Raw genomic sequence first — 25,495 nt, forward strand, 5'->3', positions numbered from 1 at the left:
TTATGAAACGAATTTTAGCAATCCTGTTGGTGCTCGCCATGGTCCTGGGCTTTGGGGCCTGCGGCAAAAGCACAAACCTCAATACCGAGCCGGATACCCTGGTCTATGGCAGTAGGGACTATACCCGGATTAATCCGGCCATGGACGAGCACGGGGAAATTAATGCATTAATTTTTAATGGTCTCACCGCCCACAACGGTGAAAATAAGGTGGTCCCCAGCTTGGCTAAAAGCTGGGAATTCGACACGGCCTCCAATACCTACACCTTCCACCTGGAGGAAGGGGTGAAATGGCAGGATGGTGAACCCTTTACCGCCGAGGATGTTAAATTTACCATCGAAGCCATCATGGACCCTGAAAATGCTTCAGAAAATGCCCCGAACTATGAGGATGTGCAAAAAATCACGGTGGTGGATCAAAACACCATTACCTTCCAGTTGGATGCCCCCAATGTGGCCTTTTTAGATTATATGACCATGGCCATTTTACCCAAGCATCTTTTAGAGGGCCAGGATATGCAGGAGTCGGATTTCTTTAGAAATCCCGTGGGAACTGGTCCCTATAAAATTGAAAACTGGACCGAGGGCCAAGCCATCACCCTGGTGAAAAACACAGATTATTTCAAGGGGACCCCCCACATCGGCAAGGTGATCTTCAAGATTGTCGATGATGATAATGCCAAGGCCATCCAGATGGAATCCGGGGAGCTGGATTTAGCCCTGCTGACTCCCAAGGATGCAAAAGCCTTCCAGGGCAAGGAGGGCTTTACCGTTTACGATCTTAAAACCGCGGATTATCGGGGGATTATGTACAATTTTGCCAATTCCTATTGGCAGAAGAACAAGGATATCATCCCGGCCATTAACTACGGGATTGATCGCCAGGCTATTATCGATGCCGTGCTCCTAGGCCAGGGCATGACGGCCTACGGCCCCCTCCAGCGCAATATCTACAATAACCCCAGCGTGGAGCATTACGACTACAGCCCGGAAAAGGCCAAGGCCCTCCTTGAGGCGGCTGGCTGCAAGAAGGGGGATGACGGGTTTTATTACCGGAACAATGAAAAGCTGGGCTTTGTCATCAGCGTTGGTGCCGGGGATCAGGTCCGGGTGGATATCGCCCAGGCCGCTGCCCAGCAGCTCAAGGAAATCGGGATTGATGTGACAGTGGACATTCCTGAGAAGGTGGACTGGGACGGACAGATGGCCTATCTTATCGGCTGGGGCAGTCCCTTCGATGCCGATGACCATACCTACAAAATCTTTGGGACGGATAAGGGGGCCAATTACTCCAGCTATTCCAACCCCCTGGTAGACCAGTATCTGGTTGAGGCCCGCCAATCCGACGACCCCATGGCCCGTAAGGCCGCCTACGATGCCTTCCAGACGGCCCTGGCCAGTGATCCGGCCTATACCTTTATCTGCTACATCGATGCCAATTACGTGGCCAACAATACCGTCCAGGGCATTTCTCCGGACACGGTCATGGGGCACCATGGCGTCGGCATTTTCTGGAACATTGCCGACTGGACCCTGGCGGAATAAATCCATGCCGCCATTATTACAGGTCCATAACCTGTCGGTCAGCTTTCACACCCCCCAGGGTGAGGTCCAGGCCCTCCGGGGCATCAACTTCGACCTCGCCCCGGGTGAGATTCTGGCGGTGGTGGGGGAATCCGGCTGCGGCAAAAGCGTGATGTGCAAAACCCTCATGGGGCTGCTGCCGGATACTGCTGCCGTAAAATCCGGCAGTATCCGCCTAAAGGGCCAGGACATGACCCACCTAAGGGAACGGGAGATGCAGAAGCTCCGGGGAGATCAGCTGGCCATGGTCTTCCAGGACCCCATGACGGCCCTGAACCCCACCATGACCATTGGAAAACAGATTGCTGAGGCCATTCTTATCCATTCACCTAACTTGACCCGGGAGGCCCTGGAGCATCAGATCATCGCCCTGATGACGCTGGTGGGCATTGACCGTCCCCGGGAGCGTATGGCCCTCTACCCCTACAATTTTTCCGGGGGGATGCGCCAGCGCAGTGTCATGGCCATCGCCCTGGCCGGAAATCCGGAAATCCTACTGGCGGACGAGCCCACCACAGCCCTGGATGTCACCATCCAGGCCCAGATTTTAGATCTGCTTTTAGATATACAGACCCGGCTGGGCACCGCCACTATCCTGGTCTCCCACGATTTAGGGGTTGTGGCCCGGGTGGCCAATCGGGTGGCGGTGATGTACGCCGGAAAGATTGTTGAAATCGGACGGGCGGAAGAGGTGTACTCCAATCCCCGACACCCCTATACCTGGGGGCTGATGCGCTCCCTTCCGGCCCTGTGCCGGGGAGACGACCGACTTTACACCATCCCCGGTATGCCTCCATCCCTAATCAACCCGCCTCCAGGGGATGCCTTCGCCCCCCGGAACGAATACGCTCTGGCCATCGATTATGTGGAGGAACCGCCCCTTTTTAAAATAACCGATACCCACTACGCGGCCACCTGGCTTTTAGACCCCCGGGCACCCAAGATTACGCCCCCCATTGGAGGTGCACCCCATGACCACTGAATCCATTTTAGAAATCAACGGCCTCACCCATACCTTCCCCCTGACTAAAAAACAGGTTATTCCGGCGGTGGATAACCTTTCCTTCACCATTCCCCGGGGGGAAATTTTTGGATTGGTGGGGGAATCTGGTTCCGGTAAATCTACGGTTGCCCGGTGTATTATGAATCTCTATCGCCCCGCCCCGGGGCAAATCTGTTTCAAGGGTATCGACCTTGGCGATCCCAAAGCCCTTCGGCAGCACAAAAAAATCCTGAATACTAAGCGACAGCTTATTTTTCAGGATTCTAACTCCAGCCTCAACCAACGGATGCGGGTGGCGGATATTCTCACCGAGCCCATGAAGATTAATCACATCCCCTTTCCCCGGGGCTCTGCTCGAGCTGAGGCCGAATTCCAGCTCCGGGCCGTGGGCCTGGATGGGGGGACCCTGGACCTTTACCCCTCGGAGCTTTCCGGGGGCCAGCGCCAACGGGTGGCCATTGCCCGGGCCCTCTCCATGAACCCGGAGCTGCTGGTTGCCGACGAGCCCATCGCCTCACTGGATGTTTCCATTCAGGCCCAAATCGTCAATCTTTTTAAACATCTCCAGGAGGAGCACGGCTTTACCTTTTTGTTCATCGCCCACGATTTGGCCATGGTGGAATACCTCTGCGACCGAGTGGGTGTGATGGTCTCAGGGAAGCTGGTGGAGATTGCGCCCACGGCGGTGCTGTTTAACAACCCCATGCACCCCTACACCCAGGCCCTGCTTTCCGCCATTCCTAAGCCCGACCCCATCCGGGAGCGGGCCCGGCAGATAGGGGTTTTCTCTCCCCCGGGTTTTTACTCCCAGGGGGTGATGGAAGCCGTCGGACCGGATCACTATATTTTAACAGAAAGGGGGGCCAAGGGATGCCCAAGCGCAATGCCGTCATTTACTATGGAAAAAAGGTTCTCGTCTTCCTGCTGAGTATCTTTGTCCTCTCGGTTATGGTATTTTATATTGCCCGGCTGGCTCCCGGGGACCCCCTGGTTTCCTACTACGGGGATCGGGTGGAGAAAATGACCCCGGCAGAGCACCAGTGGGCCGAGGAGAAGCTGGGCCTGACCGCCCCCATCCACGTCCAGTACCTTCGGTGGCTGGAATCCGCCGCCCAGGGGGATTTTGGCATTTCCTACAAGTATAAGCAGGATGTGGTCCAGGTGATGGCGGGCCGGCTGACCAATACCCTGATTCTGGGGGGGATCGGCTTTATCCTCATTTTTATCCTTGCCTTACTCCTGGGGATGCTCTGCGCCTGGAAGGAGGACGGCCTGGTGGACCGCCTCATTTGCAAGATCGGCACCATCACCAGCTGTATTCCTGAATTCTGGTTTGCCCTGGTCCTGATCCTCATCTGTTCTGTGGAGCTCCGGCTCCTCCCCAGCAGCGGGGCCTATACCATCGGCCACCAGGGGGATATAGGCGATCGCCTGGCCCACCTCATCCTCCCCATGACCGTGGTGGTGATGGGGCATCTCTGGTACTACGCCTATATGATTCGCAATAAAATCCTCGAGGAGGTCCGGGCGGATTATGTGCTTCTGGCTAAGTCCAAGGGCCTGAGCAAGGGGCAAATCCTCTTTCGGCACTGCCTCCAGGGGGTTCTCCCCGCCTATTTGAGCATTATGGCCATTGCGGTTCCCCATGTGCTCATGGGGACTTTTATTGTGGAAACGGTGTTTTCTTATCCGGGCATTGGCCTGCTCTCCTACGAAAGCGCCCGGTATAAGGACTACAACCTGCTCATGCTCCTCTGCCTCTTCTCCGGGGTCATTGTGATTCTGTGCAACCTCATTGCCCAGACCGTTAACGAGCATATCGATCCTCGGATCAAGGCCACCGTCCAGACTGAAAAATCGGAGGTGCAAAATCATGAATGATCCCTTTAAAATCGTCGGTATCCAGGAGCTGCCCGCCGCACCGGTCCTCCGGCCGAAGTGGTATCAGGGGAAGCCCATCCTCTCCATGGTTCTGTTGGGCCTTATTGTGCTGGGATGTCTGTTCTGCCAGCTTATTATGACCAAGGACCCCACCTATATGAATCTCATGGATTATAACCAGGCCCCCAATGGCACCTATCTTTTTGGAACGGATACCATGGGCCGGGATATTTTCTCCATGATTTGGTACGGCGGTCGGATATCCCTCTTTATCGGCTTTTTTTCCACGGCTATTTCCACGGCCATCGCCATTGTCTTTGGGGCTGTCAGCGGCTGTGCCCCTCCATGGCTGGATACCCTGCTCATGCGCCTGACGGATATTATCCTCAGTATTCCCGGACTGCTCCTGACCATCCTGATCCTGGCCATCCTCGGTCAGGCCAATGTGTTGACCATCTCCATCGTCATTGGACTGACCAGTTGGACCAGCATCGCCAAGGTGGTCCGCACCGAGGTTCAGCAAATCCGAAATAGTGAGTATGTCCTGGCGTCCCGCTGCATGGGGGGCGGGTTTTTCCATATCCTCTGGCATCACCTCACCCCTAATTTCATTTCTTCCATTATGTTTATGGTGGTGATGAATATCCGAAGCGCCATCGTGGCGGAATCCACCCTTAGCTTTATGGGTCTGGGCCTTCCCCTGGAGATTATTTCCTGGGGGAGTATGCTCTCTTTATCTGAAAAGGCACTGCTGACCAATTCCTGGTGGATCATCCTGATCCCCGGCTTTTTCCTGGTCCTCACCCTCATGTGCGTCACCAATATCGGCAATTACCTCCGAAAATCCAGCAACCGCAGCCAAAGTAATTTGTAGAGGAGCGTCGAACAGCTTACCCTTCACCTTATTTTTTCTGTCCGTAAACCCTCTGGAAAAATTCCTTTCGGGCGGCCTGAAAATCCGCTACGGACAGGGGCTCTGGCCAGCTCATTACCCGGAGGGGGACAATCTCTCCGCCGGGGGTTAAGACCGGCTGGTCATAGGCCACCTCGGTGAGGTGGAAGCCGTTGCGCTCATAAAACCCGACGCGCCGTCTGGCCATTTCGGATACTTCTGGCTCCTCCACCTCTAAAATCAAGGGCTTGTGCAAAACCTTGAACGTTTCCCCCAGGATGGTTTCCCCCATGCCCTGGTTCCGGAAAGCCGGGGAAACGGCAAAATGCTCGGTAAAGATGAAGGGCTCCAGCTCCCACAAGGCCATAAAGGCCGCCAGCTCCCCGCCCTTCTCATAGCCATAAAGGGTGTAGGCCTCCTCCTCAAGGAGTTTTCGCTGGCCGTGGTAAGGCCGCCGCTCTGAGACGGGAAAGGCCTCCTCCATAATGGCATATACGGCATCAAAATCCTCTGGTCCAATTGTTTTCAGCATGTTATCGCTTTAATTCTCCTATTCGCCCGGCATATTCTCCGGGAATTTTTTTCTATCTTACCATAATGGTCTAAACGGGCCCTTTAAAAAACCAGCTGGACCAGCACCATGTACACCACGGTGCCCGCCGCAATGGATAAGAGCATCTGACGCTTCCACAAATGCAGGAGCACCACCACCCCAGAGGCGATAATCACCGGCAATCCCTGGGAAACATCCATAAAGGCAACCCCCTTGTAGCTATAAACCACCAGCAGCCCCAGGGCCGCTCCGGGGAGCACCCGCCCTAAATACTCAATACACTTCGGGGTTTTCTTCCCTGCGGGAAAAAGGATAAAGGGCAGAAACCGAGTGAGTAAGGTCCCCAGAACCACCATAGCCACAGTAATCATCTGCTCTGTAATCGTCACTTCACCACCTCCTGATCCAGCCGACTCCGAAGGAGGATGAGCAAAGCTAAAATGACAATCATGGCCGGGATGATAAAGGCGCTTCCCCCTAACAGAATGAGGGCAGCCACCGACACCACAATGCCAATGAGGGCACTGGCGTGATTCTTCTCCTTAAACCACTGCTCCAGGAAAAGCACAATAAACAAGGCCGTCATCACAAAATCCAGGCCCTGGGTATTAAAGGGAATGATGTTCCCCATCAGGCCTCCCAGGGTGGCCCCCAACACCCAATAGATTTGGTTGAGGAGGGTGACGAAGAACATAAACCACCCGGCATCCACCCCCTCTGGAATGGCCGCCGTACAATTAATGGAGAAGGATTCATCGCACATCCCAAAGATCAGATATCCCTCCTTCTTCCCCGTATTCCGATATTTATCCAGCATGGCGATACCGTAAAATAAATGTCTCGCATTGACCATCAGGGCCAGTAAAAAGGCCCCCAATGGATTAAAGGCCCCCAAAAGCAAATCCATGGCCACAAATTCCATGGACCCTGCAAAGATGGTCAGGGCCATCACCATGGGATAGACAAAGGAGAACCCCAGGGAGTGGGCATAAATGCCATAAGCCATACCCAGAAATAAAAAACCAGCCATAATTGGCAGGGTATGGGGAAAGGCGGCCTCCAGGGCCATCCGTTTTGTATTTTTCATTTAACCGACCTCCTTTAATCCTTAGGATATCATAAAGTATTCCGTCTCGGATACCCTGAGTCCCCTTTATCCACAAAAAACAAAAAATCTTTGACTTATACACAGGCAAAACAACGGAATAACCAAGAATTTTCCTTAGTTTTTTTAATTTTATCCACATTATCCACAGAAATTGTCCACAGTTTCCACACATTCTAAAAAAAGCTATCCCAACCGTCCCCTTTCCGTTATAATAGTCACACATCATTCGAAAGGGGGCCATTCATTTGACCGATTATACCATAGACCGTTTTGAAGGCGAAACCGCCACTCTCCTGGATTTTGAAACCGGAGGCAAACAGCTCCTCATTCCGAGAAGCCAACTCCCCCCAGAAGCTGCGGAAGGGGATGTGCTGACCACCGATGGCCAGACCTTTACCGTGAACCCTGAAAAAACTGCCCAGGCCTTAGCCGAAGCCCAGGCCTTACTGGAAAGCGTGACCCATGGCCGGTAGAAACAGCCACTCCAGAACCTTTTTACTCCTAATCGGCCTTTTGCTAACCCTATGCTTTCCCCTTTGGGGCTGCTCTCTTTTCGATGGGGGAACACCTTCTGCTCCACCGGCCACCGGTGAGGTCCGGGTAACGGTACTGGATGTGGGCCAGGGCGATGCCATCTGCATCCAAACCGGTGATGGCAGCACCATGCTCATTGATACCGGGGATACCGCTACCAAGGCCCAGCTCATCACGGATCTTAAGGCCCTGGGGGTCACCCAGCTGGATTATTTAGTCCTCACCCACGCCCACGCCGACCATATCGGCGGGGCCCAGGCCGTTATCGAGGCCTTCCCCATCAAGGAGGTCCTCATCAGCCCCCAAGCTGCCACCTCCAAGGTGTATACCAATACCCTAAAGGCCCTCCAGGCCAAAAACATCCCCACCAAGCACCCCGCCGTCGGTGAGACCTTCACCCTGGGAGATGCCCAGCTCACCTGCCTGGGGCCTGCCCAGGACAAATACAGTGATATCAATAACTCTTCCATTGTCCTCCGCATGACCCACGGGGAAAAGGCCTTCCTCTTCACCGGGGATATGGAAGCCCTGGAGGAACGGGAAATCCTGGAATCCGGTGCTGATATCCACTGCGATGTCCTCAAAGCCGCCCACCATGGCTCCAACACCTCCACCACCGATGCCTGGCTGTCTGCCTGCGGCCCAGAGCTTACGACCATTCTCATTTCCGTGGGAAAGGATAATGACTACGGCCTGCCGGGAGACCGCATGCTCGCCCGGGGAGAGACCTACGATCTCTACCGTACAGATGTTCTGGGGGCTGTAACGGTGGTGAGTGATGGCCACACCATTTCAATGACCAGCGAATATTAAAAAAATCATCTTTGAAAGAAAACAACCGGAGAGCACCGCTCATCCGGTTGTTTTTATAAAAACTTTTTCTAATCGATGCTAACCACCGCACCGCTGTAATTCTGGGTGATATAATCCTTCACCGCATCGCTTTTCAGGGCTTCGATGAGGGCCTTGGTCTTAGCACTACTTTCCTCACCCTTACGAACGGCCACGATGTTGGCGTAGGTCTGGGCGGCTTCAGAATTCTTTTCTTCCTTGGCCAGGGCATCGGTTACCTTAAGATCGGCATCCAGGGCGTAATTCCCATTGATGACGGCCAGGTCGACATCCCCAAGGGATCGGGCCAGCTGAGCGGCTTCCAGCTCCTGGATTTTCAGGTTTTTGGTATTTTCCACAATATCCTTCGGTGTAGCGGCCAGTCCAGCCCCTTCCTTAATCTTAATGAGTCCCTGGGCTTCCAGAAGGAGTAATGCCCGAGCTTCATTGGTGGTATCGTTGGGAACGGCAATAGTGGCACCATCTGCCAAATCGGCAATGGCCTTGGTTTTACCGGCATAAATCCCCAGGGGTTCGTAGTGGATAGAGCCTGCAGACACCAGGTCGGTGCCATTCTTTTCGTTATAGTCCGTCAGATAGGGCTGATGCTGGAAGTAGTTGGCATCCAGCTCCTTATTGGACAGGGCCTGGTTGGGCTGAACATAATCCGTAAATTCTTTAATAACCAGGGTGTAGCCTGCCTCCTTGAGTACGGGTTCCGCCACCTTTAGAATTTCGGCATGGGGTGTGGGTGACGCCCCCACGGTGATGGTTTTATCATCCGAACCGGTGCTGCCTCCGCCACAGCCTGCCAAAACGGTAGCGACTAAACCGGCTACCAAACCGAGTACAATGATTTTTTTAAGTGATTTCATGATGCTTCCCTTTCATTCAATATATATTTTGTAAGTCTTATTATACCTGTAATAATACGAAAAGTGTTAATACATGAAATCCATGACTGGCTATAGGTTTGGCCTATAGCCAGGTAGCTGCATATTGTTGAAGCTCCTCGATGAAAAGCTTCCCCAAACGGCTGATGGGTGCCCCGGGATGGCTGATAATGCCGATGCGCATTTCCTCACTTTCGGCCAGGGGTACGGCGATACAGGTGTCTCCATTGAGCTCCTCACTGACGAAACCCGAGCACAGGGTGTAGCCGTTAAGCCCAACCATCAGGTTGAGCATGGTCGCCCGATCGTCGGCCTTGATGGTCCGGGCATGGTCCGTGGTGCTTTTCATTTCCTCGGCCAAATAAAAGGAATTCTGCTGACCTTGTTCAAAAACCAGACAAGGATAGGGCTCCAGCTCCGCCATGGTAATAACCGACTGGGACGCCAGAGGATGCTCCCGCCAAAGGTACACATAGGTCCCACAGGTAAAGAGCGGTGTAAAGGACAGGCCATTTTCCCGGAGGATCTTCATCATCACCGCTTCGTTAAAATCGCTGAGGTAGAGCACCCCCAGCTCACTTCGAAAATGCTTGACATTCTGGATCACCTCGAAGGTCTTGGTTTCGTGGATGGCAAATTCATAGGCCTCCATCCCTACCCTCTTAACTAGCTCCACAAAGGCCTTCACCGCAAAGGAATAGTGCTGCATGGAGACGCTGAACTTCTCCTTCCGCTGACCCAGGGTGTATTTCTCCGTCAATAGGCTGTATTGATCCACCACCTGGCGGGCATAGCCTAAAAACTCCTCCCCCTCGGCGGTAACCGTAATTCCCCGGTTGGAACGAAGAAACAGCAACACGCCAATTTCTTCCTCTAATTCTTTAATGGTGGCGGATAAACTGGGCTGGGTGATAAAAAGCCTGGCGGCCGCCTGGTTCATGGAGCCGCTATCAGCCACGGCAATGGCGTATTTGAGTTGCTGTAAGGTCATGGGGTCCTCCTAATATAAAAAAACGCGGGATTTCCCGCATTATATCACAATTAATGGATCTTGTCTTACTGATTCCCGACCTTCTTCATCAGCGTCGGCCCAGCACCCAGGGCGATGGCGGCCTTAATAATATCGAAGGCGATGTAAGGAATAACCCCGGCCATCAGGGCAGCGCCCAGACCAAGATGGGCCTGGACCATCAGCCAGACCGTCCCAACGACATAGACCAGCAGATTGCCCAAAAGCATCCCCAAAGCCTGGAACCACCGGCTCTCCGGCCAGCGCTCCACAAAGGTGCCAAGGACCCAGGCCATCATGGCAAAGCCCAACAGATAGCCCCCGGTGGGGCCTGCCAGCTTGCCGATGCCCCCGGCAAATCCAGAAAAAACCGGTACACCGATGGTCCCAATGATGAGATAGAGAAATACGGCCAGGGTACCCTGTTTCTTCCCTAACGTATACACCGCGGCATAAACGCCCAGCTGCGTAAGGGAAATGGGTACCGGGCTGATGGGAATAGGCAGGGACAGGGGTCCAATAATACAGAGTAAAGCGGTAATAATGGCGATGCGGGTCAAGGTTCGGGTTTCGATTTTTTGCATGAGGGTTCCTTCTTTACGTAAACTTATTTTCTATTTTAGTATACATTTTAAACAAAGAGAATACAAGTCCTTTAATGACAATCCATCCCAGCCCGAATCCCAGCAACGTATTCCCCCACCTTCTGTGGGGCTTCCTTACCATACTCCGCCATAATTTTAATAATAGCAGAGCCAATGATAGCCCCGTCGGAGCGATCGGCCATGGCCCGGGCCTGGTCCGGGGTGGAGATGCCGAAGCCCACGGCACAGGGGGTATCGGTATTGGCCCGGATGAGGTCCACCATGGCGCCGATGTCCGTGGTGATGGCCGAGCGCACCCCGGTGACCCCCAGGGAGGAGACGATGTAGATAAAGCCCTTGGCCTCCCGGGCAATGGTGGCGATGCGGTCCTCAGAGGTGGGGGCGATGAGGGAAATAAGATCCAAGCCATGGGCCATACACAGGGGTTCGAATTCGCCCTTCTCCTCAAAGGGTAAATCCGGAAGGATAAGGCCGTCCATGCCGATGTCCGCACAGGTTTTGATAAAGCGCTCTGCCCCGTAGGAAAAGACCACGTTGGCGTAAGTCATAAAGACCATGGGAATGGTGATGTCCACCCGCAGCCGGCGGACCATGTCAAAGATCTTGTCGGTGGTGGTACCGGCGGCCAAAGCTCTTATATTGGCTCCCTGGATCACCGGACCCTCGGCGGTGGGGTCGGAGAAGGGAATCCCCAGCTCCACTAAATCAGCACCATTATCCACAGCGGCCCGGACAATTTTTTCCGTGGTTTCTAAGTCCGGGTCTCCGCAGGTAATAAAGGGAATAAAGGCTTTATGGTTTTTAAAGGCGTCAGCTATCTTACTCATCGATGAGGTCCTCCCCTCTGTAACGGGCAACAGCGGCGCAATCCTTATCCCCCCGGCCCGAAAGGGTGATGATGATGATCTGATCCTTCCCCATGGTGGGGGCCAGCTCCCGGGCGTAGGCCACGGCATGGGCGGATTCAATGGCGGGGATGATGCCCTCGGTGCGGGAGAGGTATTCAAAGGCCTCTACGGCCGCATCGTCGGTGACGGGGACGTACTGCCCCCGGCCCAGATCGTGGAGGTGGGCATGCTCCGGCCCCACCCCGGGGTAATCCAGCCCCGCAGAGATGGAATACACCGGGGCGATCTGCCCGTATTCATCCTGGCAGAAGTAGGATTTCATCCCGTGGAAGATCCCCACCCGACCCACATTCATGGTGGCGGCGGTTTCAAAGGTGCCAATACCCCGGCCGGCGGCCTCACAGCCAATGAGGGCAACCCCCTCATCGGGGATGAAATGGTAGAAGGAGCCAATGGCATTGCTCCCGCCCCCCACACAGGCCAGTACGGCATCGGGCAATCGTCCCTCGGCCTCTAAAATCTGGGCCCGGGCTTCCCGGGAAATGACGGCCTGGAAATCCCGGACCATGGTGGGAAAGGGATGGGGCCCCATGACGGATCCCAGGAGGTAGTGGGTATCCTCAATACGGCTGGTCCATTCCCGCATGGCTTCAGAAACCGCATCCTTTAAGGTGGCGGTGCCGGCGGTGACGGGGATGACCGTGGCCCCCAGCAGACGCATGCGGTACACATTAAGGGCCTGACGAATGGTATCCTCCTCCCCCATATACACCACGCACTCCATATCCATAAGGGCGGCGGCGGTTGCGGCGGCTACCCCGTGCTGGCCTGCCCCGGTTTCGGCGATGAGTCGGGTCTTGCCCATTTTCTTGGCCAAAAGGGCCTGACCCAATACATTGTTGATTTTATGGGAGCCGGTGTGGTTTAAGTCCTCCCGTTTTAAGTAAATCTTGGCCCCGCCCAGATCCCGGGTCATTTTTTCGGCGTAGTACAGGCGGCTGGGGCGCCCAGCGTAGTTATTTAACAGGTCGGTGAGCTCGGCATTGAAGGCCGGATCATCCTTATAGTGGTTGTAGGCGGCTTCCAGCTCAATGACGGCATTCATCAGGGTTTCTGGAATGTATTGGCCGCCATGGATGCCGAAGCGTCCTTTTTTTTCAGTCATGGTTTCTCCTTTTTATTGGTTTTCCGAACCGCAGCCACAAAGTGCTGCATTTTCTCTGGGTCTTTCTTCCCCTGGGTCTCAATGCCGGAGCTGGCATCCACCCCCCAGGGAGCGTGGCCCTGGATGGCCATCCCCACGTTGTCCGGGGTGAGTCCTCCAGCCAGGAGATAAGGTCTGTCCATCTCCTGGATGAGGGCCCAGTCAAATACCGCACCGGTGCCCCCGGGGCCGTTGTCCAATAAGACCAAATCCGCACTGGAGGCCCGGGCCCGGGCTCCGTCCCCGGGCTTTGTCATGGAAAAGGCCTTGATAATGGGGACCGAAACAACTTCCTTCAAAGCGCAGATGGTGGCCTCGTCCTCCTTCCCATGGAGCTGGATGGCCCGGATAATTCCTTTGTTCACCAGGGATACCATTTCCTTCAGCGGAGCATCCACAAAGACCCCCACCGGTGTGATGCCGAGGTCCAGGGCAGCAGACAGGGCTTTGGCCATCCCATGGCTTACTGCCCGGCGGCTTCCCGGGGCAAAGATAAATCCCACGTAATCGGGCATGAGGGCGTTAGCCGTCTGGATATCCTCAGGGCGCATCATGCCGCAGAGCTTGATTTTTACAGACATGGGACATCTCCCTTTAAGGCATCCAGAGCCGCTTTTTTATCCCCTGCCCGCATCAGGGTTTCGCCAATGAGAACGGCATCCACCCCAGCCTCCCGAAGCACCTGAATGTCCCCGGCACTGCGAATGCCGGATTCCGCCACAAAGCGGACATCCCCCGGTACTCGGTCCCTCAGACGGCGGCTATTGTCGAAGTCTACCGTAAAATCCTTGAGGTTCCGATTGTTCACCCCGATAATCCGGGCACCAGCGGCCAGGGCAATCTTAATTTCTTCGGCATCGTGGGCCTCCACCAGGGCAGAGAGCCCCAGCTTATCGCAGAGGTTAATATACCGGGTGAGGGTGTCCCCATCCAGCAGCGCCACAATGAGCAGCACCGCCGATGCTCCCAGAAGCCGAGCCTCACAGATCATATAGTCGTCAATGACGAAATCCTTGCGGAGAGTGGGGATGGTCACCAACCGGGAAATCTCCGACAGGTAGCTGTCCTTCCCTAAAAACCACTGGGGCTCAGTGAGGACAGAAATGGCCGAGGCCCCGGCGGCCTCATAGTCCCGGGCAATATCCAGATAGGGAAAGTCCGGGGCGATGAGTCCCTTGGAGGGGGAGGCCTGCTTACACTCACAGATAAAGGCCATGTCCTCCCTGGAGAGAGCCGCCTCAAAGGGAAAACCCTCTAAGGGGGGCAGGGCCTGGACCTCAGCAGCCAGCACCGTGGTGGGGACACTGGCCTTGGCCTGCTCCACCCGGGTGCGGGCATGGTCGGCAATGGTATGGAGGATATCTGCCATTTAAGCCACCGCCCCCTTCAGCTCTTCCAGCTTGGCCAGGGCGGCACCGCTGTCGATCAGGCTTTCAGCCAGGCGAATGCCCGCTGCAATGGATTCTGCCTTCTCCCCGATGTACAGCCCGGCTCCAGCGTTCATCAGCACGGTACTGCGCTTAGGTCCAGCCCCTCCCGAGAGAATTTCCCGGGTAATGGCCGCATTTTCTTCCGGGGTTCCCCCCACTAAATCGGATTTAGCACACCGGGTGAATCCAAATTCCTCGGGGGTGATGGTGAAGCTTTTGTAGTAGCCCTCCTTCACCTCACAGAGGGTGGTGGGTGCGGACAGGGAGATTTCATCCAGCTTATCCTGACCGTAGGCCACCAGACCCCGTCTGACCCCCAGGCTGGCCATGACCTTGGCCAATGGCTCCACTAGGGATTCATCGTACACGCCCAGCAGCTGCATGGTGGGGGCGGCGGGGTTGGTCAGGGGCCCCAGGATGTTAAATACCGTGCGAATTCCCAGCTCCCTGCGGATAGGCCCCACGTATTTCATGGAGGTATGGTATTTCTGGGCGAAGAGGAAGCACAGCCCCACCTCCTTTAAAAGCTCGGCACAGCGCTCTGGCTCCTGGACGATGTTAATCCCCAGGGCCTCCAGGCAATCGGCGGTGCCGGATTTGGAGGAAGCCGCCCGGTTGCCGTGCTTAGCCACCTTAATGCCCCCAGCCGCCAGCACAAAGGCCGCAGTGGTGGAGATATTAAAGCTTTTGGCGCCGTCTCCCCCGGTTCCCACAATATCCATAACAGACAAATTGTGCTCCACCTTGGTGGCGTGGTCCCGCATGGCTGCGGCACAGCCGGCAATTTCATCAATGGTCTCCGCCTTGGTACTCTCGGTGGTCAGAGCCGCCAGGAAGGCGGCGTTTTGGGTCTGGGAGGTCTCCCCTGCCATAATTTCATTCATAACAATGTAGGCTTCCTGATAGCTTAAATCCTCTTTATTGACGATTTTTTCGATGGCTTCTTTAATCATGATATGATGTCCTTTCTTATCTCACTGAGGGTGTCCGGTTCTTTAAAAAATTAGCGACCATCCTCGGTCCCTGGGGGGTGAGGATGGATTCGGGATGGAATTGCAGGCCGATGATGGGGTATGTACTGTGGGCCACAGCCATGACCTCCCCGTCGGCACTCCTGGCAATGACCCCTAGGCTTTCGGGCAGGGTGTCCTCCAAAAGGGCCAGGGAGTGGTAGCGCCCCACGGTGGTGGTTTCACCACAGCCCTTAAACAGGGGATGCTCCGGTGCCATCTGGATGGCATGGGCCTTGCCGTGGACCAGGGTTTTAGCATAGCCGATGGACCCGCCAAGGGCCTGGCAGATGGCCTGATGCCCCAGGCATACTCCCAAAATGGGGATCTCCGCCCCCAATTCCTTCACCACTGCCACACAGATGCCCGCATCCTCGGGCCGCCCCGGACCAGGGGATAACACAATGGCCTCCGGGGCCAGAGCCCGGATATCCTCCACCCCCAGGGCATCGTTGCGAACCACCTGAATGTCCGGATTGATGGTACCCATCAGCTGGTACAGATTGTAGGAAAAGCTGTCGTAGTTGTCGATGAGTAAAATCATCATTCCACCTCCTGGGCGGCCTTCAGGGCATCCACCACTGCTGCCGCCTTCTGAATACATTCCTGATATTCCCTTTGGGGAACTGAATCCGCCACGATGCCGGCACCGCTTCGGATATAGACCACCCCGTCCTTTTTGTAGGCGATGCGGATGGCAATGCAGGTGTCCATGTTCCCTGTAAAATCAATATAGCCAATGGCCCCGCCGTAAATTCCCCGGCGGTTGCCCTCCAGCTCCCCGATGATCTGGGCGGCCCGGAGCTTGGGGGCACCGGAAAGGGTCCCCGCCGGCAGCACCGCCGCCACCGCATCCAGGGCATCCTTTCCCGGGGCCAGCTCCCCCCGGACCGTGGAGCCGATGTGCATCACATGGGAAAAATGCTCCACCTGGCGGTAGGTCTCCACAGCCACACTGCCAAAGCGGCTTACCCGGCCCAGGTCGTTACGTCCCAGGTCCACTAGCATATCGTGCTCCGCCAGCTCCTTTTCGTCCTTTAAAAGCGCCCTCTCCAGCTGGATATCCTCGGCTTCATCCTTTCCCCGGGGTCTGGTTCCCGCCAGGGGAAAGGTGTGGAGCACACCATCCTCCAGCTTCACCAGGGTTTCCGGGGATGCCCCGGCCACCTCAATATCCTCGGAGGAGAAGTAAAACATATAGGGGGAAGGGTTGGTGGTCCGCAGGACCCGGTAGGTGTTGAGCAGGCTTCCGGTGTACCCGGCGGAGAGCCGGTTGGACAGCACCACCTGAAAGATATCCCCCTCCCGGATGTGGTCCTTGGCCGTCGCCACCATCCGGCAATACTCCCCTTCATCAAAAAGGGGGGTGATGGGGGTGGTCATCTGCCCCGGGTCCGCCGTACAAGGGGTTCCCCCCAGAATCAGTTCCCGCATGGCCGCAAGCTCCGTCTCAGCCTTCTGACAACCCGCTTCCCCATCCTTTAAGGCCGCATTGGCCATAAGGATGATCTTTTGCTTAAAATGGTCGAAGGCGATGACCTTGTCAAAAAGCATGAGGTCCACATCCCGAAAGCCCTCTCCCGCCTGGCTGCTGAAATCCAGGGTGGGCTCAGCGTAGTGGAGGTAATCGTAGGAAAAGTATCCCACAAGGCCCCCGGTAAAGGTGGGCAGCCCCGGAACCCTTGGGCTTTTGTAATCCGCTAAAACCTGACGGATGGCCCCGGCGGGGTCCTGGGTTTCAAAGGATTCCTCCCCCACCTTCATCGCCCCATCCCGACAGGTGATCTCCAGCTTAGGGTCGTAGCCTAGAAAGGTGTATCGCCCCCAGCGCTCACTTCCGGCCACGGATTCCAGCAGGTAGCAATGGCGGGATGTCCCCTTTAGAATCCGCAGCACCGTAATGGGGGTGTGGCTGTCCGACAGCATTTCCACCGCCAGGGGGTAGGTTTTATACCCCGCCTCTAAAAGCTGGGTGATTTTCTGTGGGGTGAGTGTATGGATGATTTGCATGGTGTGTCCTCCTAAGTGATGGTTCCAAAAAATAAAAACGTCCTCGACAGATTAAAATAATCTGCCAAGGACGAAAAATTTCCGCGGTGCCACCTTGGTTCACGACAAAAAAGCCGTGCGCTTTGCAGGGTACCAACATACCCCCGGCAACTGACGTATGCCCCCACGTCACAGAATACTTAGCCTATGCCTTTCACTGTGCCCTCAGCGGTCCATTTGACGATTTGTTTTCCACCCAGCTCTCAGCACCCTGGGTTCTCTGTGGGAGCATCATCCCCGTTATCTCCGCTTCAACGGTTTGTTATTTCCGTTTGTACTTTAATACGTTAAATCACTGCTTAACTTGTTTATGAGTTTACGCCTTTTTTGAACAATTGTCAAGAATTTTTATAAAAAACCCGATTTACACTGTAAATTCAACGAATTGAGCAATATTCAAATAAGGATTGACAAGTAAAAAAACGAGGACTATACTAAAATAAATTGAACGATATTCAATACAATGTGGAGGGTGAATAATGTCAAGAAAAACGGTCGGTGATGGCGGAAAACGGGATGAAATTGTGGGGGCAGCACTTCAGTTATTTTTGGAAAATGGCTATGACGGCACCTCGGTACGTTCCATTATGAATCAGGCGGGTGGCGAGGTCGGACTATTTTACTACTACTTTAAAAACAAAGACAAGGTTTTTGATGCGGTGTTGGATTTGTTTTTTGCCCGTTATGACGCTGACTTTTCAGCGATTGTTGCCCATGGAAGGCGCAATCCCTGCCGGGTTATGCAGGACTTTTTTGAGTATATGGAGCGGGAAACCACCAGATTTCGAGCCCAATACGCCGGCAATCTGCACCGGACCGTACGCTGGGCCATACGGGAACACACGCTGACCATCATCGAGCCATATCTGCGGCAGGTGGTGGACATTCAAAGCGACTATTACAGAATAGCGCCTGCCCTTGCACCGGAAGTTGCCGCGCTGTACCTGACCCACGGTGTGGGCAGTGCCATTCTCCACGAGGACAGCACCACCTATCTGAAGGATCGAACAGAAATAAAAAGGGGCGTCAGCCTGCTGATGGGGATGCCCACCGACGATCAGGAACTGCGTATTCCCTACCCGGCAACAGCCGAGGATATCCCCAGCTGGATGGTCCTTGTCTCCAGGGTCAAAGAGCATTTCCCCGGTCTGAATGAAGGAGAATACAAAGCACAGCTGGCCGCCTATATCCAGGGTAATGAGGCCTGGGTGTACCGGGATGGCAACACCGTTGTCGCGGCCCTCCTTTTCTCCAAGGAGCGGCAGGAAATTGATTTTCTCGCCGTATCACCGGACGATTGTCGTCACGGTTTGGCGGCGAGGTTGGTGGAAACAGCGGCGGCGCAGTTTCCTGTGGGGACAGCACTTTCCGTCACCACCTATCGGGAGGGCGATCCCCAGGGCACGGCGGCCCGGGCGCTGTACAAGCACCTCGGTTTTGCCGAGGGCGAGCTGACCGAGGCCCTCGGCTATCCCTGCCAAAGACTGACGCTGATCGTGCCGGATGGTACGCCGGTGCCGCGGGCAAAACAGAAGGTGTAAGCATTATGACCTTTTCGACGAAGCATATAAGCAGGTCTTTCGCTATTTGGACAGAAAAAATGGTTCTATATTTAGCTTTTTAAATTCATAGAGGAGAATACTTTTGAAAAATAAAATTAACACCACATCAAATAAGTCAATTAAAGAAATCATCGGCACAATCCTTAAAGCAATGCCTATTGCAATGGGTGTGGCAGTTATCACTCTGTCTATCCTGAATGCAATCCAAACAACAGAAGCGGTTTTACTTCTTGGTATCGGTGTAACAAGTGCAGGGATTGTACTGATGAGTAACCATAAAAGTGAAGATTAACGCCGCAAATTAATGTAGAAAACCCCGAATCGTCCTGATCCGGGGTTTTCTACATTCGTTCTTTTTTTATTACACTTCGCCAAACCCACCATCAATGAGGGTAATCAGGGCTTCTACCGCTGCTTCTTCATCTTCCCCCTCTGCGCGAATTTGAATCTTGGTGTCCTTGGATAATGCCATGGCCATCACGGCGATGATGGATTTGGCATTGCCCTCCTTACCGGAATCCAGGTTGACGATGGTGATGTCGGACTGGAATCCTGTGGCTTGCTTGGTGAATTCCGATGCCGGCCGCGCGTGCAGACCGGTCTTATTAATGATGATGGTTTCCTTTGCGTACATAAAATTGACCTCTCTTGTTAAGAATAAATGATTTCAATGGACATACCGACGGATAAGTCTGGCAACCCATCGCCGGAAAGCTCAATATGACCTGGCAACTGGGCGGTATCGGCACCATTAAACATCAAGGTGCAATGTCCCATGGTTTTTAGGGTTTCGTTGGCTTCATTTCCTATAGCTGTCACTTTATACCTTTTCTCACAAACAACGAGCTCATCCCCGATGGTGATATCCCGCTCCCATTCCTCGATGGAATGAAGAACAGCCATATCCCTTAAGGCATCCGGCGCATTGTTATCGAAGATGATGATCATGTTTTCGCCGATGAAATCTTGTACCATCGGACCAATTTCCGTTATCGTTGCTTTATATCCCATTTGAACTCTCCTATCATTCTATGTCAATTATAGCATAGTTGCAACACAAAATGCCAATATGACCATTATTGGGCCAGTAATGATCCGGGACAGCAGAACAGAAGGAACGCCGATATCCACGGTATCGTTGGCCGCATCCCCCATGGAAAGACCCACGGGAATAAAATCACATCCAACCTGAACATCCACTGCAAAGAAAGCAGGCAGTGCCAGGATTACCGGGAAGGTTCCGGTCATAATACCATATCCAATAATGACGGACAGCAGCTGTCCGATGAGGGCGCCAGATCCCACCAGGGGTGATAGAATGGGCAAGCCGCAGATGATGGCCAGAACCAATAAGCCCGGCAGTGTCCCTAAATAGGGGTAAACGTAGGTGCCCATCAGGCCACCCAGTCCGGTAAAGTTAATGAGTCCCAGTACCAGGGAGTAGAAGGCCATAAAGGGGATGATGTCCTTAATGGAGATATCCACGGCTTCCTTGGCACCCTGGACACAGGTGGTCGCAAAGCCCGCCAAAGCCTTCCCGCCCCGGGCTACCCAGTTTTCCTTGGGGGCATCCGCTGCCGGTGCGGCTTCTTCTGGTTTTTCTTCTTCAACAACAGTTTCGGTTGCCACTATTGGCGCTTCGGAGCCATCAGCCATGGTAATCCCATCGGGGGTAACCCCTGAGACATAAATATCTTCTTTAATGAACTGAGCTAAAGGGCCAGACTGGCCAACAGGGGTCAGATTAACGGTCATGACACCTTTTTTCGGATAGACGCCACAACGCAGGGTCCCGCCACAGTTAATGACCACACAGGCCATTTCTTCGTCAGCGACGCCATTGGAAAAACCATCAACGGCTTCTGCACCCGTAAGTTCTGCGATTTTACGGGCTACCGGAGCAATACCCCCACCGGTAATGGAGACCACTTTATTCTTGGTTTCGGTGGGTTCGATCACTAATGGTCCGCCCCAACCGCCATTGCCTTTTTCGATTTTAACTGCTTTGTACATGTCTATGCCTCCGCTTTCTCGGTGCCCTGGGCATGGCCGTATTTTTTCTTATATTTGGCATTGTAAATCACCTGGGTGACCACACTGCGCAGCAGGCACATGACAACCCCCAACAGGAAGTACTGGACAGCCAGTCCGCCGAGGACTTCAATGCCGCCAATGCCCATCGTGGTGGTGTAATAGAACACCCCACTGGCGATGCCTAACCAAACGAAAACTTCACCGGGATTGGAATGGGGGAACAGACCGGTTACCGGATGACAGAAGGAAATCCCGGCATCAAAGAATGCCACCCGCTGGTTCTGGGGAAGAAAACGGGCATAGGGGTAAGTCATGGGATTTCCGGAAAACATCATACACACCACTGGCATTAAGATCCAGCGGGTGATGGCATTTTTACCCAAAAGGTTACAAAACCGCTCGATCCGATCCAGACCGATGAGTTTGAATAAAATATGCATAAATGCGATCATAATAATAATCCAGGGCAGCAGGTTCAGCACGTACAAACTGATAAAATAAGTCGCGCCGTTTTGGAAAAGCCCGTAAAAGGCCTCACCGAAAGTGTTTAATGCTTCCATATACGCTCTCCTTTAAATATGTTCTGGGTCCAGCTTATTCAGCCTTTTCCCGATTTCTGATCTCACGCTTCCGAGCCTCGATACGCGCACGTCCTTCCTCATCGATGGTTGTCCGCTCCCCCGCAGCAGATGAATCTGACGATTCTTTGGCCAGACGCATATCGATGGCCTCGACAGCCTGTATGAGTGCACCTTTTTTACGGTGCTTATCAGCTAGCTTCGGACTGTAGGGTTCTTTTTCCCGCAGCCGTTTGTTCACAACACGATCCTCTTCGATCCCCTGTCTACGCACGTCATCTAGGGTCATGCCATCATAATTGGTGACGGTTTTAAAGGTATTCCAAAAAGCAATACCTTTTAGACGCCGACACTCTACCACCCGGTCCGTTGCCGGGTTCCAGGCCAAAATAACGATGGCACCGCCGCCGGGATTAAAGCCTCCCTTGCGGACACCCACACCGATGATTCGGCCCGTTTTCTGCATAGCCTTACCGTTCTTCTGGAAGGCCTTATATTGCAAATAGGTCATGATATTCTGGAAGACCATCATCGCCAGGGCGAAGACGGCCAGGTAAATCAAGCCTTTGTTCATCATCTCTCCTTTGGGACGGTCAGGACAACCATTATAAAGATTCACTACGGACCCCAGGCGCTGACGTGTGAATTCCTAACCCTCACTCGTCAATGCGCAAACCCTTCGGGTTTGATATGGTTGTTGCCCGGCTTACATTTCCATTATCATCAAATTGAAATGCACTGCCCGCAGGGGATCTCTTCGTTCACGTATTATAATGGTTGTCCCTCCCTTACGTTTCAGCACTTTTTCAACTATAGATACAACGCCATTTCTTTGAGGGATTCGTAAATACAGGTGGGTTCCACATCGGACTCGGCCACGGTCTGCATATCTGCTTCCCCGGTGAGGACCAGGAATCCCTTGGCGCCATTGTTTACCCCGGTGGCCACATCCGTATAGAGGCGGTCCCCCACGAAGGCCATGGCCTCCCGGGCATAGCCAGTAATTTCCATGACCATATCCACGGTTTCCTTCCAGGGCTTGCCCAGGAACCGGGGAGCCACACCGGTAGACTCCTCAATGAGCTTGCACATGGCACCGCAGTCCGGCATGAAGCCGTCCTCGGTGGGGCAATTGGTATCCATATGGGTGGCGATAAAGGGCACACCGTTTCTCACATAGCGGCAGATTTTATCTAACTTATCGTAGGTCAACGTGGTATCGAAGCTCTGGACGGCCACCTCGGGGTCGTCCGCCACCAGGTTGATGCCCTTGGTCTGCCAGTTGTCGGTGAGGAGCGGGGTCCCATTTAAATAGACCCGTGCATTGGGATAAAATTCCTTGATGTACTCTGCGCACACATCCCCGGCGGTGACCACCTTGCTCTCGTCCACCGTCAGGCCCATGCGCGCCAGTTTTTCCACATAGATGGCGGGCACCTTGGAGGCATTGTTGGTGAAGAAGATATAATCCCGGCCGGATTCCACCACCTTGTGGATGAAATCCAGGGCCCCGTCAATAAGATTATCCCCTAAATAGACGGTGCCGTCCATATCCAGTACAAAAAGTTTGACATCCTTAAGTGCTGTGTTCTTCTCTAACATCATAAAACTCGGTCCCTCCTCTAGGCTTCCCCGTAAATACGGTTTGTAATTTTCTGGGCAATGGCTTCCAGGCGGCCATTATTCTTGGCAAATTCCATAATGGAGAACCGTGGACGAACCTTGTAGCCATTAATTAAGCTATTGTAGAACAGCTCCCGATTAATATTGAGCTCTACGGGTGATACCGGGCAGCCAGCGCTGCGCAGGAGCTCTTCAATTTCTGTTCTGGGGGGGCACATTTCCCCGGTGCCTTCAGGCAGGATATCTGCCAGTTCTTCAAAGAACTCGGCAATGATGGGGGTAGCCACCCCCACCTGGGTGCCATGGTGGTTGGGGGTCAGTCCCCGGGCGATGAAGTCCATTTCCCAGTAGTGGGAGAGCATATGCTCTGCACCGGAGGCAGGACGGGAGATGTTTACCAGACCCATGGCCACACCGGTTAGGGTTAAGGCTTCGATGAGGTAGAGAATGGCTTCTTCGTTACGTTCCTTTAATTCTGTGGATTTACTGAAGCATTTATCCAGGGCGCGGCGAACCAGCTCCACGCAGGTGTCGCAGCGGTATTCGTCATTGATCTTCACAGACAGATCCCAGTCGGCTAAGGCGGTGATTTTACCCACCACATCGCCAAAGCCGGCGTGGATCAGATCCATAGGGGCGTCTTTCATAATGTCCGTATCCCCCACGACACCATAGGCCAGGGTGGCCAGGGGTGAGAGCTTAACCCCTGCTTTGATGATGGGTGCTCCATCGGCCACGTACCCATCCATGGAGGGGGCGGTGCAGCAGATGATATAGGGCACATGGGTGCGGGAGGAAACAAACTTGGTTGAATCGTTCAGCACACCGCTGCCCACGGCGATCATCACATCACAGTCCAGATCCTGTTCCATTAAAATCCGGCCCAGGGTCTTTTCGTCGGGGATGAGGACATCGTCTCCAGTATCAAAGAGAAGCTCTTTAATATTCTTAAAACCAGCCTCCTGGAGCAGGGCCAATGCCCGTTTACCAGCGGCTTCGTAGGTGTGGTTATCGTAAATCAGAAGGACTTTTCCTTCTTTAAAGGGTGCTGCCACCCGGGGTAGCTCGGTAAGTGCTCCCTTGCCGATGGCAATGTCCTGGATGGAAAAATTATGGTGTCTTCCACAGGAGCAGTCAAATTCAGTTTTAGCCATATCATTCAGGGCCAAATTCAAAATCTCATTCATTCTCTTCACGCTTCTTTCTTAATTATTTTCTGCCAGCTTTGCGGCACATTCTGCGTCTGTAACCAATGTATTAATATAGCGCCCGTTGATGGCACCTTTAATAGCGGAAACCTTATCCACCCCACAGGCCACCCCAATGGAATGGGGAACCTTCCGGAGTTTTTTTATTTCAATTCCAACCACATTATTATCCGGCTTAAAGGGCGCCGTGTTCCCTGAGGCATCATAAAACTGCATACAGATATCCCCGGCCACGTGGCGGGCCTTCATCCGTTCCATTTCCTCTCGGTCATAGTAGCCAGTTGCCATAATGGCAGAAGTTTGGTTGGGATAACCAATCCCCACTAAGGCCACATCCAGGGCATCGCACATCTTAACTACCTTGGCGATGCTCCCCTCCTTCATCAGCTCGTCCCGAATCATCCGATTGGATACCCGGGCTGGGGCATGCATGGGAATGAACTCACCATTATAGGTGTGGGCCATGGCCTCCACCAGGGAATTGGAGTGAAGCTCCATCTTGAGATGCCCCATTCCCCCGATTAAGGGGACGAAGCATACATTCTTAGCTCCAGTATTTTCCACATGGTCCACCACCCGGTTCAGGGTATTTCCCATGGAAATCCCCACCACATTGTTGTCCTTAATAATACGTTCCAGATAGCCGGCCGCCACACGGCCAACTTCCTCCCGCTGGTCCAAGGGATCTTTTTTAGCATCGACAATGATGACTTCTCGAAGGCCGTAGATATTCTCAATCGTGCGTTCCAAATCCACGTAGTCTGTTCCTTCAAGATTTTTAATAATGATTTTTACAATGCCCCGTTCCTTCCCATTACTGATGATTCGGGAGACCGTCGGCCGGGACAAGCCAAGCTGTTGGGAAATGGCCTTCTGATTCATATCCTGGTTATAGTACATATCACAGATTTTTACCATTAACCGTTCGTCATCAACGACTTTTTTCATATGTGCCTCCCATCTCATTCACTTCTTTTCAGGTTAGAAATCTATTTCTTATACATTTAATTATAGAATGTCCAGGAAAAAAGTCAACTCATTCTTTGTCGTTCTTTTA

30 protein-coding genes and 1 other annotated feature are annotated in these 25,495 nt (G+C 53.7%); of the genes, 9 read left to right on the plus strand and 21 right to left on the minus strand.

Annotated features, from left to right (window positions below; genetic code table 11):
* Window positions 1-2 precede the first annotated feature (2 nt).
* Genes BLW33_RS00665 through BLW33_RS00685 form a run of 5 tightly spaced genes read left to right on the plus strand, consistent with a single transcriptional unit; the run spans window position 3 to window position 5,341 of the window.
* Window positions 3-1,544, plus strand: a complete 1,542-nt coding sequence (locus tag BLW33_RS00665) for an ABC transporter substrate-binding protein (protein ID WP_090304149.1) — start codon at window positions 3-5, stop codon at window positions 1,542-1,544.
* A 4-nt stretch (window positions 1,545-1,548) separates the two neighbouring features.
* Window positions 1,549-2,565 carry an ABC transporter ATP-binding protein gene (locus BLW33_RS00670; RefSeq protein WP_090304151.1) on the plus strand — a complete coding sequence of 339 codons (1,017 nt, stop codon included), beginning with the start codon at window positions 1,549-1,551 and terminating at the stop codon, window positions 2,563-2,565.
* Entirely contained in the window at window positions 2,555-3,514 is a 960-nt protein-coding gene (locus BLW33_RS00675; RefSeq protein WP_090304152.1) for an ATP-binding cassette domain-containing protein, read from the plus strand. The genes BLW33_RS00670 and BLW33_RS00675 overlap by 11 nt, the downstream gene beginning before the upstream one ends.
* Window positions 3,457-4,467 (plus strand): ABC transporter permease, encoded by a 1,011-nt coding sequence (locus BLW33_RS00680; protein WP_090304154.1) that lies wholly within the window; start codon window positions 3,457-3,459, stop codon window positions 4,465-4,467. Before BLW33_RS00675 ends, BLW33_RS00680 begins: the two co-directional genes overlap by 58 nt.
* Window positions 4,460-5,341, plus strand: coding sequence for an ABC transporter permease (locus tag BLW33_RS00685; RefSeq protein WP_090304155.1), 882 nt, complete (start codon window positions 4,460-4,462; stop codon window positions 5,339-5,341). Before BLW33_RS00680 ends, BLW33_RS00685 begins: the two co-directional genes overlap by 8 nt.
* A gap of 28 nt (window positions 5,342-5,369) precedes the next feature.
* On the opposite strand, the gene BLW33_RS00690 is transcribed toward BLW33_RS00685, so the two are convergent.
* The 3 genes from BLW33_RS00690 to BLW33_RS00700 form a co-directional block, all read right to left on the minus strand.
* Window positions 5,370-5,891: a GNAT family N-acetyltransferase gene (locus BLW33_RS00690; protein ID WP_090304157.1), complete on the minus strand. Its 522-nt coding sequence runs from the start codon at window positions 5,889-5,891 to the stop codon at window positions 5,370-5,372.
* A gap of 83 nt (window positions 5,892-5,974) precedes the next feature.
* Window positions 5,975-6,301 carry a branched-chain amino acid transporter permease gene (locus BLW33_RS00695; RefSeq protein ID WP_276982694.1) on the minus strand — a complete coding sequence of 109 codons (327 nt, stop codon included), beginning with the start codon at window positions 6,299-6,301 and terminating at the stop codon, window positions 5,975-5,977.
* Window positions 6,298-6,999, minus strand: a complete 702-nt coding sequence (locus BLW33_RS00700) for an AzlC family ABC transporter permease (RefSeq protein WP_090304158.1) — start codon at window positions 6,997-6,999, stop codon at window positions 6,298-6,300. Before BLW33_RS00700 ends, BLW33_RS00695 begins: the two co-directional genes overlap by 4 nt.
* Window positions 7,000-7,265: 266 nt before the next feature.
* Here BLW33_RS00700 and BLW33_RS00705 point away from each other — a divergent pair, with 266 nt between their 5' ends.
* Entirely contained in the window at window positions 7,266-7,493 is a 228-nt protein-coding gene (locus tag BLW33_RS00705) for a DUF3006 domain-containing protein (protein WP_242911543.1), read from the plus strand.
* A complete protein-coding gene (locus BLW33_RS00710; protein ID WP_090304161.1) occupies window positions 7,483-8,367 on the plus strand; it encodes a ComEC/Rec2 family competence protein in 885 nt (294 codons plus the stop codon). Before BLW33_RS00705 ends, BLW33_RS00710 begins: the two co-directional genes overlap by 11 nt.
* A gap of 68 nt (window positions 8,368-8,435) precedes the next feature.
* Here the strand turns inward: BLW33_RS00710 and BLW33_RS00715 are convergent, their stop codons facing one another.
* The 10 genes from BLW33_RS00715 to BLW33_RS00760 form a co-directional block, all read right to left on the minus strand.
* Window positions 8,436-9,260 (minus strand): MetQ/NlpA family ABC transporter substrate-binding protein, encoded by an 825-nt coding sequence (locus tag BLW33_RS00715; RefSeq protein ID WP_090304163.1) that lies wholly within the window; start codon window positions 9,258-9,260, stop codon window positions 8,436-8,438.
* A 103-nt stretch (window positions 9,261-9,363) separates the two neighbouring features.
* Window positions 9,364-10,269: a LysR family transcriptional regulator gene (locus BLW33_RS00720; protein ID WP_090304164.1), complete on the minus strand. Its 906-nt coding sequence runs from the start codon at window positions 10,267-10,269 to the stop codon at window positions 9,364-9,366.
* A 65-nt stretch (window positions 10,270-10,334) separates the two neighbouring features.
* On the minus strand, window positions 10,335-10,871 hold the full coding sequence (locus BLW33_RS00725; RefSeq protein ID WP_090304166.1) for a biotin transporter BioY: 537 nt from the start codon (window positions 10,869-10,871) through the stop codon (window positions 10,335-10,337).
* Between the two features lie 71 nt (window positions 10,872-10,942).
* Window positions 10,943-11,719 carry a tryptophan synthase subunit alpha gene (gene trpA / locus BLW33_RS00730; RefSeq protein ID WP_090304168.1) on the minus strand — a complete coding sequence of 259 codons (777 nt, stop codon included), beginning with the start codon at window positions 11,717-11,719 and terminating at the stop codon, window positions 10,943-10,945.
* The gene (gene trpB, locus BLW33_RS00735; RefSeq protein ID WP_090304170.1) at window positions 11,712-12,905 is read right to left on the minus strand and encodes a tryptophan synthase subunit beta; all 1,194 of its coding nucleotides are present in this window, start codon (window positions 12,903-12,905) and stop codon (window positions 11,712-11,714) included. The genes trpA and trpB overlap by 8 nt, the downstream gene beginning before the upstream one ends.
* Window positions 12,902-13,525 (minus strand): phosphoribosylanthranilate isomerase, encoded by a 624-nt coding sequence (locus tag BLW33_RS00740; RefSeq protein ID WP_090304172.1) that lies wholly within the window; start codon window positions 13,523-13,525, stop codon window positions 12,902-12,904. Before BLW33_RS00740 ends, trpB begins: the two co-directional genes overlap by 4 nt.
* Window positions 13,516-14,313: an indole-3-glycerol phosphate synthase TrpC gene (gene trpC, locus BLW33_RS00745; protein WP_090304174.1), complete on the minus strand. Its 798-nt coding sequence runs from the start codon at window positions 14,311-14,313 to the stop codon at window positions 13,516-13,518. The genes BLW33_RS00740 and trpC overlap by 10 nt, the downstream gene beginning before the upstream one ends.
* On the minus strand, window positions 14,314-15,327 hold the full coding sequence (gene trpD, locus BLW33_RS00750; protein WP_090304175.1) for an anthranilate phosphoribosyltransferase: 1,014 nt from the start codon (window positions 15,325-15,327) through the stop codon (window positions 14,314-14,316). It lies immediately after the preceding gene.
* Window positions 15,328-15,343: 16 nt separating this feature from the next.
* Entirely contained in the window at window positions 15,344-15,928 is a 585-nt protein-coding gene (locus BLW33_RS00755; protein WP_090304177.1) for an anthranilate synthase component II, read from the minus strand.
* Window positions 15,928-17,394 carry an anthranilate synthase component I family protein gene (locus tag BLW33_RS00760; RefSeq protein WP_090304179.1) on the minus strand — a complete coding sequence of 489 codons (1,467 nt, stop codon included), beginning with the start codon at window positions 17,392-17,394 and terminating at the stop codon, window positions 15,928-15,930. The genes BLW33_RS00755 and BLW33_RS00760 overlap by 1 nt, the downstream gene beginning before the upstream one ends.
* Before the next feature lie 63 nt (window positions 17,395-17,457).
* Window positions 17,458-17,697 (minus strand) — a binding site (T-box leader).
* Between the two features lie 215 nt (window positions 17,698-17,912).
* On the opposite strand from BLW33_RS00760, the gene BLW33_RS00765 reads away from it, so the two are divergent.
* Together BLW33_RS00765 and BLW33_RS00770 are read left to right on the plus strand one after the other, a co-directional pair.
* Entirely contained in the window at window positions 17,913-18,974 is a 1,062-nt protein-coding gene (locus BLW33_RS00765; protein WP_090304181.1) for a GNAT family N-acetyltransferase, read from the plus strand.
* 103 nt (window positions 18,975-19,077) lie between these two features.
* On the plus strand, window positions 19,078-19,287 hold the full coding sequence (locus tag BLW33_RS00770) for a hypothetical protein (RefSeq protein ID WP_090304182.1): 210 nt from the start codon (window positions 19,078-19,080) through the stop codon (window positions 19,285-19,287).
* Window positions 19,288-19,356: 69 nt separating this feature from the next.
* Here the strand turns inward: BLW33_RS00770 and BLW33_RS00775 are convergent, their stop codons facing one another.
* From BLW33_RS00775 to BLW33_RS00810, 8 genes are all read right to left on the minus strand, one after another.
* Complete coding sequence (locus tag BLW33_RS00775; RefSeq protein ID WP_090304184.1) at window positions 19,357-19,629, minus strand: HPr family phosphocarrier protein; 273 nt, start codon at window positions 19,627-19,629, stop codon at window positions 19,357-19,359.
* 17 nt (window positions 19,630-19,646) lie between these two features.
* Window positions 19,647-20,006: a PTS glucitol/sorbitol transporter subunit IIA gene (locus BLW33_RS00780; RefSeq protein ID WP_090304185.1), complete on the minus strand. Its 360-nt coding sequence runs from the start codon at window positions 20,004-20,006 to the stop codon at window positions 19,647-19,649.
* A gap of 27 nt (window positions 20,007-20,033) precedes the next feature.
* Window positions 20,034-21,008, minus strand: a complete 975-nt coding sequence (locus BLW33_RS00785; protein ID WP_090304187.1) for a PTS glucitol/sorbitol transporter subunit IIB — start codon at window positions 21,006-21,008, stop codon at window positions 20,034-20,036.
* Between the two features lie 2 nt (window positions 21,009-21,010).
* A complete protein-coding gene (srlA, locus tag BLW33_RS00790; protein WP_090304189.1) occupies window positions 21,011-21,589 on the minus strand; it encodes a PTS glucitol/sorbitol transporter subunit IIC in 579 nt (192 codons plus the stop codon).
* A 34-nt stretch (window positions 21,590-21,623) separates the two neighbouring features.
* Window positions 21,624-22,184 (minus strand): transcriptional regulator GutM, encoded by a 561-nt coding sequence (locus BLW33_RS00795; protein WP_090304190.1) that lies wholly within the window; start codon window positions 22,182-22,184, stop codon window positions 21,624-21,626.
* A gap of 233 nt (window positions 22,185-22,417) precedes the next feature.
* Complete coding sequence (locus BLW33_RS00800) at window positions 22,418-23,212, minus strand: HAD-IIA family hydrolase (protein ID WP_341456137.1); 795 nt, start codon at window positions 23,210-23,212, stop codon at window positions 22,418-22,420.
* Between the two features lie 17 nt (window positions 23,213-23,229).
* Window positions 23,230-24,417, minus strand: a complete 1,188-nt coding sequence (locus tag BLW33_RS00805; RefSeq protein WP_090304192.1) for a sn-glycerol-1-phosphate dehydrogenase — start codon at window positions 24,415-24,417, stop codon at window positions 23,230-23,232.
* An 18-nt stretch (window positions 24,418-24,435) separates the two neighbouring features.
* A complete protein-coding gene (locus BLW33_RS00810; protein ID WP_090304193.1) occupies window positions 24,436-25,386 on the minus strand; it encodes a sugar-binding transcriptional regulator in 951 nt (316 codons plus the stop codon).
* Window positions 25,387-25,495 lie beyond the last annotated feature (109 nt).

Source organism: Eubacterium aggregans (assembly GCF_900107815.1).
GTDB lineage: Bacteria > Bacillota > Clostridia > Eubacteriales > Eubacteriaceae > Eubacterium_O > Eubacterium_O aggregans.

What these genes read in the sequence shown, in the direction of transcription:
- BLW33_RS00690 (WP_090304157.1), bottom strand. Translation starts at nt 5,891, where the DNA reads ATGCTGAAAACAATTGGACCAGAGGATTTTGATGCCGTATATGCCATT.
- trpC (WP_090304174.1), bottom strand. Translation starts at nt 14,313, where the DNA reads ATGGCAGATATCCTCCATACCATTGCCGACCATGCCCGCACCCGGGTG.
- srlA (WP_090304189.1), bottom strand. Translation starts at nt 21,589, where the DNA reads ATGGAAGCATTAAACACTTTCGGTGAGGCCTTTTACGGGCTTTTCCAA.
- BLW33_RS00810 (WP_090304193.1), bottom strand. Translation starts at nt 25,386, where the DNA reads ATGAAAAAAGTCGTTGATGACGAACGGTTAATGGTAAAAATCTGTGAT.
- BLW33_RS00715 (WP_090304163.1), bottom strand. Translation starts at nt 9,260, where the DNA reads ATGAAATCACTTAAAAAAATCATTGTACTCGGTTTGGTAGCCGGTTTA.
- BLW33_RS00740 (WP_090304172.1), bottom strand. Translation starts at nt 13,525, where the DNA reads ATGTCTGTAAAAATCAAGCTCTGCGGCATGATGCGCCCTGAGGATATC.
- BLW33_RS00720 (WP_090304164.1), bottom strand. Translation starts at nt 10,269, where the DNA reads ATGACCTTACAGCAACTCAAATACGCCATTGCCGTGGCTGATAGCGGC.
- BLW33_RS00805 (WP_090304192.1), bottom strand. Translation starts at nt 24,417, where the DNA reads ATGAATGAGATTTTGAATTTGGCCCTGAATGATATGGCTAAAACTGAA.
- BLW33_RS00760 (WP_090304179.1), bottom strand. Translation starts at nt 17,394, where the DNA reads ATGCAAATCATCCATACACTCACCCCACAGAAAATCACCCAGCTTTTA.
- BLW33_RS00665 (WP_090304149.1), top strand. Translation starts at nt 3, where the DNA reads ATGAAACGAATTTTAGCAATCCTGTTGGTGCTCGCCATGGTCCTGGGC.
- trpD (WP_090304175.1), bottom strand. Translation starts at nt 15,327, where the DNA reads ATGATTAAAGAAGCCATCGAAAAAATCGTCAATAAAGAGGATTTAAGC.
- BLW33_RS00755 (WP_090304177.1), bottom strand. Translation starts at nt 15,928, where the DNA reads ATGATTTTACTCATCGACAACTACGACAGCTTTTCCTACAATCTGTAC.
- BLW33_RS00775 (WP_090304184.1), bottom strand. Translation starts at nt 19,629, where the DNA reads ATGTACGCAAAGGAAACCATCATCATTAATAAGACCGGTCTGCACGCG.
- trpB (WP_090304170.1), bottom strand. Translation starts at nt 12,905, where the DNA reads ATGACTGAAAAAAAAGGACGCTTCGGCATCCATGGCGGCCAATACATT.
- BLW33_RS00765 (WP_090304181.1), top strand. Translation starts at nt 17,913, where the DNA reads ATGTCAAGAAAAACGGTCGGTGATGGCGGAAAACGGGATGAAATTGTG.
- BLW33_RS00725 (WP_090304166.1), bottom strand. Translation starts at nt 10,871, where the DNA reads ATGCAAAAAATCGAAACCCGAACCTTGACCCGCATCGCCATTATTACC.
- BLW33_RS00675 (WP_090304152.1), top strand. Translation starts at nt 2,555, where the DNA reads ATGACCACTGAATCCATTTTAGAAATCAACGGCCTCACCCATACCTTC.
- BLW33_RS00700 (WP_090304158.1), bottom strand. Translation starts at nt 6,999, where the DNA reads ATGAAAAATACAAAACGGATGGCCCTGGAGGCCGCCTTTCCCCATACC.
- BLW33_RS00800 (WP_341456137.1), bottom strand. Translation starts at nt 23,212, where the DNA reads ATGATGTTAGAGAAGAACACAGCACTTAAGGATGTCAAACTTTTTGTA.
- BLW33_RS00685 (WP_090304155.1), top strand. Translation starts at nt 4,460, where the DNA reads ATGAATGATCCCTTTAAAATCGTCGGTATCCAGGAGCTGCCCGCCGCA.
- BLW33_RS00710 (WP_090304161.1), top strand. Translation starts at nt 7,483, where the DNA reads ATGGCCGGTAGAAACAGCCACTCCAGAACCTTTTTACTCCTAATCGGC.
- BLW33_RS00785 (WP_090304187.1), bottom strand. Translation starts at nt 21,008, where the DNA reads ATGTACAAAGCAGTTAAAATCGAAAAAGGCAATGGCGGTTGGGGCGGA.
- BLW33_RS00670 (WP_090304151.1), top strand. Translation starts at nt 1,549, where the DNA reads ATGCCGCCATTATTACAGGTCCATAACCTGTCGGTCAGCTTTCACACC.
- BLW33_RS00795 (WP_090304190.1), bottom strand. Translation starts at nt 22,184, where the DNA reads ATGATGAACAAAGGCTTGATTTACCTGGCCGTCTTCGCCCTGGCGATG.
- trpA (WP_090304168.1), bottom strand. Translation starts at nt 11,719, where the DNA reads ATGAGTAAGATAGCTGACGCCTTTAAAAACCATAAAGCCTTTATTCCC.
- BLW33_RS00680 (WP_090304154.1), top strand. Translation starts at nt 3,457, where the DNA reads ATGCCCAAGCGCAATGCCGTCATTTACTATGGAAAAAAGGTTCTCGTC.
- BLW33_RS00780 (WP_090304185.1), bottom strand. Translation starts at nt 20,006, where the DNA reads ATGGGATATAAAGCAACGATAACGGAAATTGGTCCGATGGTACAAGAT.